Raw genomic sequence first — 15139 nt, 5'->3', positions numbered from 1 at the left:
AACTGTTGTTTTGTTGTTTTAGGGAGAGTATATGACAACCGACCAGATGATGAGTTTATACGGCGATAACGTCGTATTATTGGAAGAGTATTACAAACAATTCAAAGAAGATCCGCAAAGTCTTACCAAAGACTGGATCGACTTTTTTGGGGAACTAGAAAGATCATCCGTATCCAGTAATGGATCCAACGGAAATGGGTTTAACGGAAATGGATATGTCAACTATGCTTCCACCGAACACAGAAAAGGTTCCTCTCTCAGCGACTTCGGGATCATCAACCTTCTCAATGCTTACAGAAGACAAGGTCACTTAGCGGCAAACCTCGACCCACTCGGAATCAACAAACCAAACCGCGAATTCATCGACCTCAAAATTGGCGCACTCAAACAAAGTGACTTAGAAACAGAAGTGGATTCTGGAATTGCCAATCTTGGGAAAGCAAAACTAAAAGATGTCATCGATTGGTTTGAAAAAACCTACTGCGGATCCATCGGTTGTGAACACTACTACCTCGTCAATGATGAGGAAAGAGAGTGGTTACAAAACCGTATGGAACCACTCGCCAACAGCGAACCCATCAGCAAAAAAACCGCCTTACGTTTATTTGAAAAACTTTACCAAGCTGATAGTTTTGAAAACTTCCTCGCTAAAAAATTCGTAGGGAAAAAACGTTTTTCTCTCGAAGGTGGGGAAACCATGATCCCTATGCTTGATACCCTTGTGGAAGAAGCAGGTGGTCATAAAATGGATGCTCTTGTGATTGGTATGGCACATAGGGGACGTTTGAATGTTCTTGTGAATATCATTCGTAAACCGGCTGGCCTTATCTTTGCTGAGTTCGAAGAAAAACTAAACCCTGGCCAACTTGGTTATGCGGATGTTAAATACCATCTTGGGTATTCCAACAATGTCATGACCCATTACGGAAAAGAAGTCAAACTCTCTCTTGCCTTCAACCCTTCTCACTTAGAAGCTGTAGACCCTGTGATCTTTGGATCGGTGCGTGCACGCCAAGAAATGGCAAAAGATGTAGACCGCTCCAAATTTATGCCTGTGGCCATCCACGGAGATGCGGCCTTTGCTGGACAAGGTGTGGTGGCAGAAACTCTCAACATGATGAACCTAGATGGTTATACGGTTGGGGGAACTTTCCATATTGTGATCAATAACCAAATTGGATTCACCACTCTTCCTAGCGAATCTAGATCTACTTTGTATGCAACAGACCTTGCCAAAGGTTTCCAAGTTCCGATTTTCCATGTGAACGGAGATGACCCGGAAGCAACCTACCGAGTCACAAAACTTGCGTTAGAATACCGTCAAAAGTTTAAAAAAGATGTGATCATCGATTTAATCTGTTACAGAAGGCTTGGACATAACGAAACAGACGAACCAACCTTCACACAACCACAGATGTATGATATCATCAAAAAACATCCCAAAACCATCAAAATTTATGAAGAGAAATTATTACAACGTGGCGACATCACTCAGGAAGAAATTCAATTCATTAAAGATGGAATTGCGCAAGGACTTGAAGACTCTTTCCAACAAGCAAAGGAAAAAGACACTCGCATTACCGTAGACACACTTGGCGGTGTTTGGTCTAGATACACCAAAGAACCTCTAGATTCCGATGTCCACACTCAACTCCTCCAACAACAATTAGGTGGGATTGTGAAAGCAGTCACAACCCTTCCCGAAGGATATACGGCAAATCCAAAACACATCAAGGTTTTAGATGATCGTAAAAAGATGGGTGCTGGAGAACTTCCAATTGATTGGGGATTTGCAGAATCACTTTCCTTTGGTTCCATTTTGGAAAACGGATTTCCGATTCGACTCGGAGGACAAGATGCACAAAGAGGAACTTTCTCTCATAGGCATGCCACTCTTTCCGATATTGCCAATGGGAAAAAACTCACCCTTCTCAATCATATCAGCGACAAACAAGCAAAGATAGAAATTGTTAACTCCTCTCTTTCTGAATATTCCTGCCTCGGATTTGAGTATGGGTTTTCTCTTGCAGATCCGAATAGCCTTGTAATTTGGGAAGCGCAGTTTGGAGACTTTGCTAACAACGCACAGGTGATCTTTGACCAGTTCATTTCCAGTTCGGAAATCAAATGGCAAAGAATGTCTGGTCTTGTTTGTTTACTCCCTCATGGATACGAAGGACAAGGTCCAGAACACTCTTCGGCAAGACTTGAAAGGTTCTTACAACTTTGTGCTCTCGACAATATCCAAGTAGCAAACCTAACAACACCGGCGCAGTACTTCCATATCTTACGTCGGCAAATCTTACAAAGTTTTAGAAAACCACTCATCATCATGACACCGAAGTCACTCCTTCGTTTGAAAGATGCTGCCTCTAGTTTGGAAGATATCACAACGGGTGCTTTTAGAAAGATCCTTCCTGATCCAGTAGCAAAACCGGAAAAAGTGGAGAAGTTACTCTTCTGTTCTGGAAAAGTTTACTACGACTTACGAAAAGCCATCGACGCGCAAAAACTGGAAAACGTAGCAGTGGTTCGTATCGAACAACTTTATCCATTCCCAGAAAACCATATAAAACAAATGATCACAAGTTATGGAAAATTGAAAAAATTTGTATGGGTACAAGAAGAACCGAAAAACCAAGGGGCTTGGTTCTTTGTTCGGGATCGAATTGAAGCTTTGATGCCGGAAAACAAACGATTGCATTACGCAGGTCGTTCCGAGTTCCCAAGTCCTGCTTGTGGTCACGTAGTCACACACTTAAAAGAACAAGAAGATTTAGTAAAGGATGCTTTGTCTTAAAAGATAAAACATCCGAATCTAACGATAGATCAATTGTTTTGAATGAGAAACCTTGGGAGAAATCTCAAGGTTTTTTTATTTTAATGACTAGGACTAGTTGGCGTGGTTAGAGCTTCTAATGATCCGCTCAAAACCCCTTTGGCTGAAGTGGCATCATAATCAAAAATATGAATTTTTGTTTCTGGTTCGGGGAGTTTTTTTCGTTTGTTGATTTGTTTATCAGGATTTTTTCCCAAAATTAAGGTTAGGTGATTTTTCATAGAATTATAGATTAACTTTCGAAAATGGAATCCAAGAGGGAGGACGGTTTGTAAGCCACTGGTTTCTGGATCAAAAAGATAAACTAATTTATGATCTTTATAATTTAAAACCCCATCCAAATTGCTATCTTCTGTGACTGCCAGGATGATGATTTTTTTCTCCAAGGAAAGGACATCTTCTTTAGGATCATCAATTGTGTTCGAAACTGTTTTTTTGGCAAAGTCTCCCACAAAAAAATCCCAAATGTAAACATCATGGGGGAAAAGTTTTTGCACCTTTCCATCTTTTAAATTGATAGAATATAAATTTCTGGCGTGAGATAAAATCCCATCAGGACCAAACCCACCGGATTCTGTCACGAGTCCATGTGGGTAAATGAAGTATTGTTTCCAATAGATCTTTCCATTCCCATCTTCTAAATCCAAAGTATCCGATGGTTCGGGAGTGTTATCTTTTTCTTTAGACTCGGGAGTTTCTACTGTAACTTCATACCCATCATCATAGAGGCGCCAACTCTTAGATAAACTAAAAGTAAGCACCGCAAGGATGAGTAAAAAAAATAGGAAAACTCCGACTCTAAACTTTTCCATTATTTGTTAGCGTTATATGCTTTAATTGCGCTAAACACTTCATCAAGCTCCGAATCTGTCATATAAGCAAACAGAGGGAAATTAAGAACGGATTTAGAGATTCTAGCTGCATTTCCATCCTTTCCAAATCTTTCGACGAGGTATGGTTTTGCACCTGGTTGGTCAGACATAGCCCCTGGATAGATATTTCCAAATCCAATTCCTTTGTCTTTCAGAACTGCTTCAATTTTTGGACGAACTTCTGGATCCACCAAAGTCACGTTACAGTAACCATTTTCGTCATAACCTTTAGGAGGTTTTATGACACCAATTCCAAGACCTGGAAGTTCTTTGTAATAGACATCTTGTGCTTTTTTACGTGAATCAATTCTTGCTTGTAAGTGTTTCAAAGATAAATTAAGAAAAGCAGCTTGCAAGGAATCAAGTCTAGAGTTCCAACCCACAAGTCCATGTTCATAATGAGATGTTCTGCCGTGGTTGACAAGGCGGCGTGTGACAATCGATAATTCTTCGTCATTGGTAAATACAGCACCACCATCACCAGCGGCACCTAACACCTTTGCAGGATAAAAGGAAGTTGTGGAGATCAGAGCATCTTTGTATAAAGACTTTCCATTGTATTTGACTCCGAAACATTGTGCCCCATCTTCAATGAGAGCTACGTTTTTTTCTTTGCAGAACTTTCGAAGGTCTTCAATATTTGCTGTTCCCCATCCATACAAATGAACCACAAGAGCAGCCTTTGGTTTTACTTTTTCGACTGCCTCCTTAAATACTTGGAAATCCATTTGTAAGTCAGTAGGATTGGTATCCACAGTATAAGGATCACCACCCACATTCACAACAGCTTCAAAGGTTGCCCAAAATGTTGAATCCGGTAACAAAACTTTATCACCACGACCCACGCCCACTGCACGAAGCGCGAGTTGCAAAGCATCGGTTCCATTGGCACAACCAATGGCATACTTTGTCTCAGCCCAAGTTGCAAGACCTGCTTCCAAGTCTGTCACTTCGTTTCCACCGATAAACTGTGCGTTTACGGACATGGACTTTACTTTTTCATTCCAGGTGTCCAAAAAACCTGGTTCAAATCGTTTGATATCTATAAATGGAACTGCCATTGTATGCCCTTTTTATTTACTTATTGTGAAAATTTGATGAAGCCAACCGTTGAACTCTTTGGAATACATGGTCCAAAGAAAAAATAATGCCCAATACAGAACCGTCCCATAAGCAAGTGCTGGGATCAAGGTTTTACTTAAGTTATTGGATGCGGAATAATAAATTCGAATGAGAACGAGAGGCCATAAAAAGAATAAAAATACATAGATAGAATTTCCCATAGCAGAAATCCAAAGGAGAACCTCTGCTTTAGGATTTTCCTTCCAACGAGCCACACCTTCCCAAAATTCGGGAAAAAATTGAACCAAATAAAAACAAAACACGAGAAAGAAAAAAAACTTCCAATGGGATTCTAAATCTCTTCGGAATAAAGTGAGAAGAAGGCCCACAAACCAAATGAAAAGAACCGGAACAGCAACAACTTCCAATAGTGTCATGAATTTGTTTTTATATTCTCCGTGAGTCGTTCTAAACAGGAAATGAGTCCCGTTGGATCTGCTATCCCTTTTCCCGCGATGTCAAAGGCTGTTCCATGGTCGGGGGAGATCCGGGTAAAATCCAGACCTAAGGTTATATTGACTCCCTTCTTCCCTTCAAGCAATTTAAATGGGATTAGGCCTTGGTCATGGTAACCCGCTAAATACAAATCGTACGTTTTGGCTCCTGGTAAAAAAGCAGAATCTGCAGAAAGTGGTCCTTCGACAGAAAACTTTGCTTTGCTCAGAACCTGAACACCGCGGGCTAAAATGGTGGATTCCTCTTCCCCAATCTTTCCCCCTTCCCCGGCATGAGGGTTCAGACCCAAATAGGCAATTTTGGGATTTTTTAAAAAGGGAGAACGAGTAAGTGCCTTACTCAGTTCCTTCCAAGAAAACTTTTTTAATTCTTTTACCACATCCTTCAAAGGAACATGGGTGGTTAAGGGAATGACGTTTAATTTTTCCCCTGACATCATCATAAAGGTAGGTCGTTTGTAATACTCGGCGAGAGTTTCCGTATGACCCCGAAATCCTTTGATCCCCGCTTTCTGCACCCACTCCTTAGAGAGAGGCAAAGTGATAAGATCCGCCCCAAGTTCCTTTTGTAAGTCCATGGCGGCGAGAAGCGAATCATAGGCCATCTGGCCGGAAGTTTTGGAAGGTTTTCCCAGGACAAAGGAACGAGTTTTTTTAGAATCTGTCCAAGTGAGTGAATAGAATCCAGGTTCGGCACTGGGTTTTGTCAAATTGGGAAGAGAAGGAATGTTTTGGTTGTGGGGGCCGCGGACTAGATAGATGCGGTAGTGTTTCCCTAAGGCTAACAAATGAGGGAAGGCTGAAACCACAAGTTCGTAGTTGATACTTGTTGGATCGCCTTCCGAAATCAGAATGGTTTTCAATTATTCTTTTGCGTTTGGTTGTTTCCCAAAAATCTTCTCAACACTTAAAGAATCTTTTGAGTATTCCAATTCAATTAAGTCTTTGGCGCTGTGTTTGAGGTCGTTGGAGATCATACAACGACCTTCCAAGATCACCCCATTTTGGATGATGAGCTCTGGAGTTTTGATGTCTCCGAGAATTTTGGAAGTAGGAAGGAGCATCACTCGGTTTCTTGCTGTGACGTTTCCGGCAACAATCCCTTCTACGATGACACTGGCAGCAGTGATATTGGTTTTGACCTTTCCTGTAACACCGATGTAAAGGTGTTCGGCTTGGAGGGATTTTCCCTCGAATTTACCGTCAATTTTTAAAGATCCATTGATAAAGAATTTACCATTGAAGTAAGAATTCTCACCAATCGTTGAATTGGTAACTTCGGTCTGATTTTTGACTAATGCCATGCTGTTACGAGTCCGTTATTGTGATTTTTCACAGTGTGCGTTTCCCCCCGGGAATGAAAAGGTTTTTTTACCCTCGAAAGGACGGGAGTCGAATCAAATCACATGCCTCTTCTGCAAATTCTTGGAATTCGCGAAGTCCTTCCATGATCGAACGACCTTCCAAAACCGTGGCCTTTTCAAACCTCGGATTGAATTTGAGCGGTTCTTCCATATTCATAATGACGTTATTTCCCTCTTTGATGTCCTTATTTACCGCCGTGAGGAAATCTCTGAATTTACCCAAGGTTTCAAAGGACTCAGCGATGAAAATTCGCGACTGTTTGTTTTTCATCCGAGAGAGCTGCTCACGAAACTCTTGTTTGTCGGCAGCGGCATATTCCTCCACTGTTTCCACAAGGATTTTCATATTCCGGCGTAAGTTCTCCATATACTTAAGAACCGAATCTCTTTCTGTGGCATGGGAATAATCAAATTTAATATGGCCGTCACCTAGGATAGGAATGTATTCCAAATCCATAATATTCACAAGAGTTCCAATTTGATTGATTTCGCTATCATTCGAATTGGGAGATACTTTCATCACCGGATATTGAGAGATGATTTTGTGTTTGAGGTTTTCCGGATTTTCTTCTCTCGTTTTTGCATTCCGCATCGTCTGCTCTAAGTTATCCGGAATTCCTTCAGGGGATACTTCTTGCATACGCCTCCTGTAACGTTCTATGTCGAAAGCAACTCGTTCTTTTTGTAGATCGTTTTTGGCGTTTCTTTCGATTTTCTCCAAATTCCTTAGCATTTTCTGCAATTTGGAGAGTTCCATAATCTGTTCTTGCGTGAGTGGCATTTATTCCCAACCTTCAGGAATGTTTGTGGATTCGCCTGTCGCTATTAACGTTCGTTCAATGGATTTTGCAAGAACCTCTTCGCCGTTTGATTTCAAAACTCTCCAATACAAATTGAGAGCCAAAGGTAAATATTTGAGTCGTCCTGCTTTTTTATAAAATTCCAAAAAGATTTGGTTTTCTTTTTTCACGAAACTAATAAAAGCCAATTGTAAATTGATAAAATAAGAATAAGGTCTTTTTATGAGTTCGTTTTTTAATTCATCTTCAAATTTTTCTTTGTCTGTTCGAAACCTTACGATGGTTTCCACAAAGGGATCCATTTGGTGGGTCAGTTCATAACCAAATCCATCACCATAAGTCCAGTCTCCGCGTAAGTTCGTTTCCAATTCCACTTGGTATGATAAAAATGTATCCTGTGGAAAATACCTTTTTGCATATCGTAATGCGGGGAAAGCAGGGATTTTTCCAAGAGATACCGAACGAAATTTTTGTTTTTCCCAATCTTCCCATTCCGCGTAAAATCCAATGAGAAACTTCCAAAATCGGAATGTTTCTTCTCCAGTAAACCAGCCTGTTTCAATCGCATGAAATAAAACACCTGAAATTTGCCAATGGGAATCGACAATGACTGCATCAGTTAGTGTTTTGAAATTTAAAACATCCCGATTCCCTTTTACATATTCAACTAATATATGCAATATGGAGTTTTCAAATGGGAACTCTGAGGATTCCCAACCGAGCAAAAATAAAAACCTACGGTTGTCATCGGTTTGGCCGAAAAATTCTTTGGTTTTCAAAACCCAATTGCGAAACTCTTTGGTATTTCCCAAATACAAATGTCCAAACCCAATGAGTTCCCAATCCTCTCTTTCCATTTCTTCAAACTCACGGTTTTGGCAAAGTTTCCAAATCTGCTCCAAAGTATCTTTCGGAAAGGGACTTGGACTGATGAGCCTAGGATCTGAAAACCGAATGTTTGCCTCATTTTCGCCCAAAATGGAACAAAGGCTGAACCCCCCGGAAAAATCGGTCGATAGATAGTATAGATAGTTTGCAAAACGAGACTGACTGCCTGAAAAGAAGGCACGTAAAGCAGGCCAAAGCTCCGGCAGTGTCGCCGTTTTTGGAATATGAGGCCTTAGGTGGAATTCAATCCGATATTCCGGCCATTGCAGTTTGTATTCTGTTTGTAAGCTCATAAGGAGAGGAACCTTCCCTCTCTAAATTCGTAATCATAGGAAGTATGCATGAGGCATTTTTGGTTAGCAAGTAGAATTCTTCTCTTTTTCACAACATCCCTATTTGCGGAAACTGACCTTCAATATTTAATCAAATCACACCAATGGGGGCAAATCGAAAATCATTTTCGAAATACAAATCCTTCCCGTGAAAGTGAAGTGTATAGCCTGATCGAATTTCACGAAAAAGCACCTAACGGAGACAAGGAGAAACGATTTCGATATTTAATTTCTTTAGTACGTGGAGTTTTTGTCACAGAATCCTCAGAAGAAGAAGTAAGAAAAATTCTGACACAAACCATGCCCTTCCAAACGACTATTTTTAAACTGAGTTATTGGAAGTTGTACACAGAAATCACTCAAAAAAATTATCTCACCCCTGCTGAAAGAATCCAATTTTTAAACCGATTGAATTTGGAAGAAGATCCCATTTGTCGTAGGTTACTCGATGAACTCCTTCGTCTCCATGCCGCAAACAACCAATGGAAAGAGATTTTTGATAAAGTAAATTCCATCCAAGAATCACATAGAAAATACCTTCTTACAGGAGACAGCCAATACCGGTACGGAAAAGCAAAACTCGTCTTAGGTGATGAAAAAGGAGCAGTCGAAGAGTGGCTGAACTGTTTGTCACGAGATGGACTTTCCGATTCTACGGTTCATATGATTGCAGCAGACTGGTCTAAATACAAAGGATCGGGAAGTATATTACAACTGGCTCCGTCGGAACTAACCTTATTACTTCCCGCAATCAGTAATAATGACAAAGAAGCCTTGTTTCGCACAAGACCTGAGTTATTTTCCACAAGACTTGCCTATTACGAAGGTTTCAAACACCTCGCTACTATTTTAACAAAAACAGGGAAAACAAACGAACTTTTCAGGGTTTTACGTTCCAATAAAACCTTTGTAGATATGGATTCTTCGTATATTGTTAGCTTAGCTGATATTTTATACCAACAAAACAAATTCCAAAATGCAATTGAACTTTTAAAAACATTTCCAGGAAAAGATGCAGGTTATTACCGAGTGCTTGCGGCCACTTACGACAGATTAGGTGACAAGGAAATGTATTTTGAAAACCTAATTTTATATTTAGGAAAATATCCTTTTAATCTTTTTTACCAAGATCGTCTCATCGAATACTTAGTGAATCGAAAAGGAGATAAATCAGACTATGCTCCAATTGTAAAATTCGAAAAAGCCCTTGCGGAAATTCCAAACTTACCAGTGAAAGGCCGACTTGTGTATTGGTATTTGCGTGCACTAAAAGAAAATGGTGAGACCGACAAGTTAAAAAAAGAATTAAAAAGATACTATGCCCTTTGCCCTGGTTCTTACTACACGCGTGTCATCCGCGAAGAATTTTTATCCCTCATCAAAGAAGGAAGTAAACCAGACAACCCTACGTATAACAAAGAGTATCTTTATGAATATCTATCTTATACTGCAGGAATTCCAGAAGAATCGTATGCCATCCTTGGTAGAAACTTAGGGTTTGTCTATCCCAAGGATTCTTATGAATTAGGGAACAAACTGGGTGGAATGAGTTCAAGAATCCAAGGCCACAAACTTCTGAATTTAGCCAAAGAATACTTTCGACTCGGCGAAGATAGTTTGGGCCTCAGTCTTGTAAACTTTCATGTAAAAAGAGAAAATCTTACCGACGAAGAAAAAGATGAAATTTTAGTAGGAATCGGTGACTTAACATATAATACATATTATACGGCGTTTCACACAAGGTCTCTTTTGAAAAGGCATCTCATTCCCGACGACCCGATACTTTTGCCAACTTCGCTTTCTGTACGAATGTATCCAAGGCCACACCAAAGTATTGTTTCCCGTTACGCGCAGGAAAATGACATCTCAGAAGACAAAATTTATGCTCTGATGCGCCAAGAATCCTTTTTCAAAGAAACAGCCACTTCCAGATCCAACGCCCGGGGCCTCATGCAAATTATGCCAGCGACAGGGAAGGAATTGGCAAATCGTATGGGAATCACTTCCTACTCCCTCTACGAACCAGAAACCTCCATCCGTTTGGGGACAAAATTTCTGGCCTACCTTTTAAAATCCAACGACAACGAATTGAAATGGGCGTCTATCGCGTACAACGGAGGCCCTGGGAATTTACGAAAGTGGAAGAAGTCCGTTTACACCGGTGATTTTAACCATTTTTTGGAAGACCTTCCTTACAAAGAGTCGAGAGATTACTGTCGCATCGTGGTTTCGAATTTCTACGCATATGACATCATGAAAAAATACCATAAGTTGTAAAAAATGGCTTTTCCCCACTCTTTCCTCCGTCTATCCTTTGAAATAGACAGAGATATACAGGAGAAGATATGTCCGAAAAGGCAATTCTGAAAGTGGATGGAAAAGAGTTCGAACTTCCGATTTTAGTGGGAAGCGAAAACGAGAAGGCAATTGATATTACTAAACTCCGCCAATTGTCCGGTTATGTTACGATTGATTCCGGTTATTTAAATACAGGTGCTTGCACCAGTGAGATTACCTTTCTCGATGGAGAACAAGGGATCCTGCGTTACCGCGGAATTCCTATCGATGATTTGGCCGCTAAGTCTACGTTTACTGAAGTAGCTTATTTACTCATCTACGGCAAACTTCCTAGTGACACACAACTCAAAGAGTGGAATACTTCTATCACCAATCATACAATGATCCATGAGGATCTCAAACGACTGTTTAACGGTTTTCCAAAAGACGGACACCCGATGGCAATCATGTCTTGTATGATGGGATGTTTGTCAACATACTACCAAGATAGTTACGATCCAATGAATGAGGAACATAGAGAAATCTCAATCATTCGTTTGCTCGCAAAATTTCCAACGATCGCAGCTTACGCTTACAAAAAATCAATCGGACAACCGATCATACATCCACTCAACGAATTAGATTATGCATCTAACTTCATGAACATGATGTTTGCGGTTCCTGCGGAAGATTATCATATCGATCCAGAAATTGTTTCTGCACTCAACTTACTTCTCATCCTCCACGCAGATCACGAACAAAACTGTTCTACATCTACCGTGCGTTTGGTGGGATCTTCCCTTGCCAACTTGTATGGTGCGATTTCTGCGGGAATCCTTGCACTTTGGGGACCACGTCACGGTGGTGCTAACCAAGAAGTATTGGAAATGTTGGAAGGAATTAAAAAAAGCGGACTTTCTGTGAAAAAAATCGTAGAACAAGCCAAAGACAAAAATTCCAGTTTCCGATTGAATGGATTTGGTCACCGAGTTTACAAAAACTTTGACCCTCGTGCCAAAATCATCAAAGTTGCTTGTGATAAAGTCCTAAACAAACTAGGAATCAAAGATCCACTTCTAGACATTGCAAAAGAATTGGAAGAAGCAGCTCTCAATGATCCTTACTTCGTAGAAAGAAAACTTTATCCAAACGTTGACTTCTACTCAGGGATCATCTACCGCGCGTTAGGAATTCCTACCAATATGTTTACAGTGATGTTTGCTATGGGAAGACTTCCAGGTTGGATTGCACAATGGAAAGAGATGATTGAAGACCCAAGTTTAAAGATTGGCCGACCACGCCAAATTTACACAGGCCCACAAGAGATCTCTTACGAAGCAGCCAAAAAACAGGCTTAATGCCAAACGAAAAAAGGACAGGGGTGAATCACCCTTGTCCACAACCTAAGAATTGAAAAATACCTTTTCTAAATCGATTTTTTTTCTTTTTTCTACCTTAACTCTTTTTTTTACCCATCCCCTTTTTTCAGAATCACAAAACGATATTGGCGAAAGGATCGTCCACACAACCAAATTTTCCTATTGGATTGATCCCAGTTCTTCTGTTCCTGTGGAATCCGTTTTAACTACCGGTGTTTTCCAAAAAATTGTAGATCCCTTTCCAAATTTTGGATTTCTAAAGGGGACTCTTTGGTTAAAACTAGATCCACAGGATTTCCCTGATCCTACAAAATATCCTCTTCTACTCATACAAGCACATAATATTGATTTGGTGGAACTATTCCACAAAAACGACGGTAAAAAATATATCATTTCCAAATCGGGTCATATCCAACCCGTTTTCCAAAGAGAAATTCCTCACAGAAACTTTGTCTTTCGGGTAGGGCATGAAAGGGAAACCATACTGATTGCCATTCGTTCAGATATTTCTTTGCAGTTTTCTCTCATTTTTACCAACCAAAGGAATCTCCAAAGAGAAGACTATATCACACAATGGATTTATGGATTATTCTTTGGAAGCCTCGGAATCATAATTTTATACAATCTCGCCATTGCATTTTTTGTTCGGGATCGAAACTATTTTTATTATATTGGTTATGTTTTGTTTTTTGGCCTTGGCCAACTTTCTTTACTGGGGTTCTGGGGCTATTTTTTTGTTCCCGATTCTTATTTTTGGAAACGAATAGGGATTCCTTTTTTCTTTAGCATTTGCCTCTTTTTCTTTGTTCTCTTTACTTCTAATTTTCTAAAACTAAAAATCCGAATTCCCAGAATCGCAAGGTTCTACCAGGTATTGGGATATTTCTCCCTACTGAACGCAACAGTTTCCTTGTTAGGTGGAATATCTGAATCATCCATTGGCGTGACTTGGCTTTCTGTATTCATTTGTCTTAGTTTACTCGGAGTTTTGATTTGGGGAATTTATAAAAGGCTTAGGTCTTTTTATTATTTTGCTTTCGCCTTTGTTTTATTACTCGTAACTTGCCTTGTTTATGGATTACTGAAATTTGGAATCCTTCCTTCCAATTCCTTTTTAGAAGAAATGTTATTTCCCATTGCTTCTCTTGCAGACATCACTTTGTTTGCCTTTGCTTTGGCTGACCGTATCCAGTTATTACGCCAAGAAAAAGATTTGGCCCTAGCCCAAGTCACAAGCCTTAGGAAAGAAAGAAAAATTTCTAGGGACATTCTTATGCAGTCCCTTCCCAAAACAATTCCGGATGTAAAAAACTTACAAATGCAAATTTACATCCAACCAATGAAAGATGTAGGTGGAGATTTTTACGAATACTTCTCACCCAATCCTTATGAACTAGGAATTGTTCTTTGTGATGTTTCGGGCCATGGAATTCCCGCATCTCTGATTTCAGCAATGGGAAAGGTTGCCTTTACTACACAAAAAGACAATATCCCTTCACCCAAACAGGTATTAGAAGGAATGAACCGCGTGTTATACGGAAATTGTAACCCGCAGTATGTTACGGCTTCTTATGTATATCTCAATACATCCACCAAAGTTTGGAGGTTTGGAAGGGCAGGCCATCCCAGTGCCTATTTACAAAGGGCCAGTGGTGAGATCATCAAAGTCCATCCCAAGGGGAAAATCATTGGAGTTTTTCCAGAAATTCAAATCGAAGAAACCACACATAGAGTGGAACCAAAAGATAGAATTCTTATCTTAAGTGATGGAGTTTTGGAATGTTTTAATCCAGAAGGGGAAATGTATGGAGAATCGGGACTTCTGGAATTTTTAAAAGCCAACCGCGAAATTCCAAATCATCTTTTTAAAATAAAACTCATCCAAGATTTAGAGTCATTTTCTAAAAGAGAAATAAAAGACTGGGACGACGACCTAACCTTTATTTTTCTGGAATTGGTATGACAAAAAGTTACGAACTCCTGGATTCAGGTGACCTATCCAAATTAGAAATCGTTGGCGGATACAAACTCCATCGTTCTTCCCCTACTTCTGCTTATGGAAAAGAAACTCCTGGAATCTGGAACGACCTTCATGCCCAATACATCAAAAATGACTCGGGTTCGGGGCATTGGAATTTTCAAAAAAAAGTTCCTGAAAGTTTTACCATCGAATTTTCCAATCTAACATTCAAAATCAAACTCACACCCTTTGGCCATATTGGCCTTTTCCCCGAACAAGAAACCAATTGGAACCGCATCCGAGAGATTGGAAAAAAGAAACAAGGTCTCGAAGTATTAAACCTTTTTGCTTATTCCGGTGGTTCCACACTCGCCTGTCTTGATGCTGGGATGAGTGTCTGCCATGTGGATGCCTCCAAAGGGATGGTCGACTGGGCACGAGAAAATGCAAAACTATCAGGACTCGATTCGAAACCTGTGCGTTGGATTGTGGATGATGTGATGAAATTCATCCGCCGTGAAATCAAACGGGGAAAAAAATACCAAGGCCTTATCCTTGATCCTCCTAGTTTTGGACGTGGTTCCAAAGGAGAGGTTTGGAAAATTGAAGAAAACTTAAGTGAACTGATGGATGCCCTTATGGAACTCTCCGATTCCAAACCAGAATTTGTCATCCTCAGTTGTCATAGCCAAGGTTTTAGTCCCTTAACCTTAGAAAGGATTTTATCTTCACGAATCAAAACCAAAGGGAACTACCAAACCTCTGAATTATTCATTCCAGAAAAATCGGGGAAAAAATACCCAGCTGGGTTTTGTACTTTCTTCTCAAAATAAACCAGGCAAACCTAAAGT

Annotated in this window: 12 protein-coding genes; 5 read left to right on the top strand and 7 right to left on the bottom strand. The window is 40.1% G+C overall.

Annotation, left to right across the window (positions count from 1 at the left end):
• Positions 1–31: 31 nt before the first annotated feature.
• Positions 32–2800, top strand: coding sequence for a 2-oxoglutarate dehydrogenase E1 component (locus EHQ24_RS02965; protein WP_135600201.1), 2769 nt, complete (start codon positions 32–34; stop codon positions 2798–2800).
• An 80-nt stretch (positions 2801–2880) separates the two neighbouring features.
• On the opposite strand, the gene EHQ24_RS02960 is transcribed toward EHQ24_RS02965, so the two are convergent.
• From EHQ24_RS02960 to EHQ24_RS02930, 7 genes are all read right to left on the bottom strand, one after another.
• The gene (locus tag EHQ24_RS02960) at positions 2881–3651 is read right to left on the bottom strand and encodes a hypothetical protein (protein ID WP_208725697.1); all 771 of its coding nucleotides are present in this window, start codon (positions 3649–3651) and stop codon (positions 2881–2883) included.
• Positions 3651–4772: a DegT/DnrJ/EryC1/StrS aminotransferase family protein gene (locus EHQ24_RS02955; RefSeq protein ID WP_135600199.1), complete on the bottom strand. Its 1122-nt coding sequence runs from the start codon at positions 4770–4772 to the stop codon at positions 3651–3653. The genes EHQ24_RS02960 and EHQ24_RS02955 overlap by 1 nt, the downstream gene beginning before the upstream one ends.
• A gap of 12 nt (positions 4773–4784) precedes the next feature.
• Positions 4785–5210 (bottom strand): hypothetical protein, encoded by a 426-nt coding sequence (locus tag EHQ24_RS02950; protein ID WP_135600198.1) that lies wholly within the window; start codon positions 5208–5210, stop codon positions 4785–4787.
• Positions 5207–6151 (bottom strand): PdxA family dehydrogenase, encoded by a 945-nt coding sequence (locus tag EHQ24_RS02945; protein ID WP_135600197.1) that lies wholly within the window; start codon positions 6149–6151, stop codon positions 5207–5209. The genes EHQ24_RS02950 and EHQ24_RS02945 overlap by 4 nt, the downstream gene beginning before the upstream one ends.
• Complete coding sequence (locus tag EHQ24_RS02940; RefSeq protein ID WP_002989231.1) at positions 6152–6592, bottom strand: bactofilin family protein; 441 nt, start codon at positions 6590–6592, stop codon at positions 6152–6154.
• A 67-nt stretch (positions 6593–6659) separates the two neighbouring features.
• On the bottom strand, positions 6660–7433 hold the full coding sequence (locus EHQ24_RS02935) for a hypothetical protein (RefSeq protein ID WP_135600196.1): 774 nt from the start codon (positions 7431–7433) through the stop codon (positions 6660–6662).
• Positions 7434–8633: an LBF_1011 family protein gene (locus EHQ24_RS02930; protein WP_135600195.1), complete on the bottom strand. Its 1200-nt coding sequence runs from the start codon at positions 8631–8633 to the stop codon at positions 7434–7436.
• A gap of 48 nt (positions 8634–8681) precedes the next feature.
• Here EHQ24_RS02930 and EHQ24_RS02925 point away from each other — a divergent pair, with 48 nt between their 5' ends.
• From EHQ24_RS02925 to EHQ24_RS02910, 4 genes are all read left to right on the top strand, one after another.
• Positions 8682–10949 carry a lytic transglycosylase domain-containing protein gene (locus EHQ24_RS02925; RefSeq protein WP_135600194.1) on the top strand — a complete coding sequence of 756 codons (2268 nt, stop codon included), beginning with the start codon at positions 8682–8684 and terminating at the stop codon, positions 10947–10949.
• 68 nt (positions 10950–11017) lie between these two features.
• The gene (locus EHQ24_RS02920) at positions 11018–12307 is read left to right on the top strand and encodes a citrate synthase (protein ID WP_135600193.1); all 1290 of its coding nucleotides are present in this window, start codon (positions 11018–11020) and stop codon (positions 12305–12307) included.
• A 52-nt stretch (positions 12308–12359) separates the two neighbouring features.
• Positions 12360–14291, top strand: a complete 1932-nt coding sequence (locus tag EHQ24_RS02915) for a SpoIIE family protein phosphatase (protein WP_135600192.1) — start codon at positions 12360–12362, stop codon at positions 14289–14291.
• The gene (locus tag EHQ24_RS02910; protein WP_135600191.1) at positions 14288–15121 is read left to right on the top strand and encodes a class I SAM-dependent methyltransferase; all 834 of its coding nucleotides are present in this window, start codon (positions 14288–14290) and stop codon (positions 15119–15121) included. Before EHQ24_RS02915 ends, EHQ24_RS02910 begins: the two co-directional genes overlap by 4 nt.
• The last annotated feature ends 18 nt before the right edge of the window (positions 15122–15139 follow it).

Source organism: Leptospira noumeaensis (assembly GCF_004770765.1).
Classification (GTDB): Bacteria; Spirochaetota; Leptospiria; order Leptospirales; family Leptospiraceae; genus Leptospira_A; species Leptospira_A noumeaensis.
This window is presented reverse-complemented; position numbering and strand designations above follow the sequence as displayed.

What these genes read in the sequence shown, in the direction of transcription:
- EHQ24_RS02960 (WP_208725697.1), bottom strand. Translation starts at nt 3,651, where the DNA reads ATGGAAAAGTTTAGAGTCGGAGTTTTCCTATTTTTTTTACTCATCCTT.
- EHQ24_RS02930 (WP_135600195.1), bottom strand. Translation starts at nt 8,633, where the DNA reads ATGAGCTTACAAACAGAATACAAACTGCAATGGCCGGAATATCGGATT.
- EHQ24_RS02925 (WP_135600194.1), top strand. Translation starts at nt 8,682, where the DNA reads ATGAGGCATTTTTGGTTAGCAAGTAGAATTCTTCTCTTTTTCACAACA.
- EHQ24_RS02910 (WP_135600191.1), top strand. Translation starts at nt 14,288, where the DNA reads ATGACAAAAAGTTACGAACTCCTGGATTCAGGTGACCTATCCAAATTA.
- EHQ24_RS02920 (WP_135600193.1), top strand. Translation starts at nt 11,018, where the DNA reads ATGTCCGAAAAGGCAATTCTGAAAGTGGATGGAAAAGAGTTCGAACTT.
- EHQ24_RS02950 (WP_135600198.1), bottom strand. Translation starts at nt 5,210, where the DNA reads ATGACACTATTGGAAGTTGTTGCTGTTCCGGTTCTTTTCATTTGGTTT.
- EHQ24_RS02935 (WP_135600196.1), bottom strand. Translation starts at nt 7,433, where the DNA reads ATGCCACTCACGCAAGAACAGATTATGGAACTCTCCAAATTGCAGAAA.
- EHQ24_RS02940 (WP_002989231.1), bottom strand. Translation starts at nt 6,592, where the DNA reads ATGGCATTAGTCAAAAATCAGACCGAAGTTACCAATTCAACGATTGGT.
- EHQ24_RS02965 (WP_135600201.1), top strand. Translation starts at nt 32, where the DNA reads ATGACAACCGACCAGATGATGAGTTTATACGGCGATAACGTCGTATTA.
- EHQ24_RS02955 (WP_135600199.1), bottom strand. Translation starts at nt 4,772, where the DNA reads ATGGCAGTTCCATTTATAGATATCAAACGATTTGAACCAGGTTTTTTG.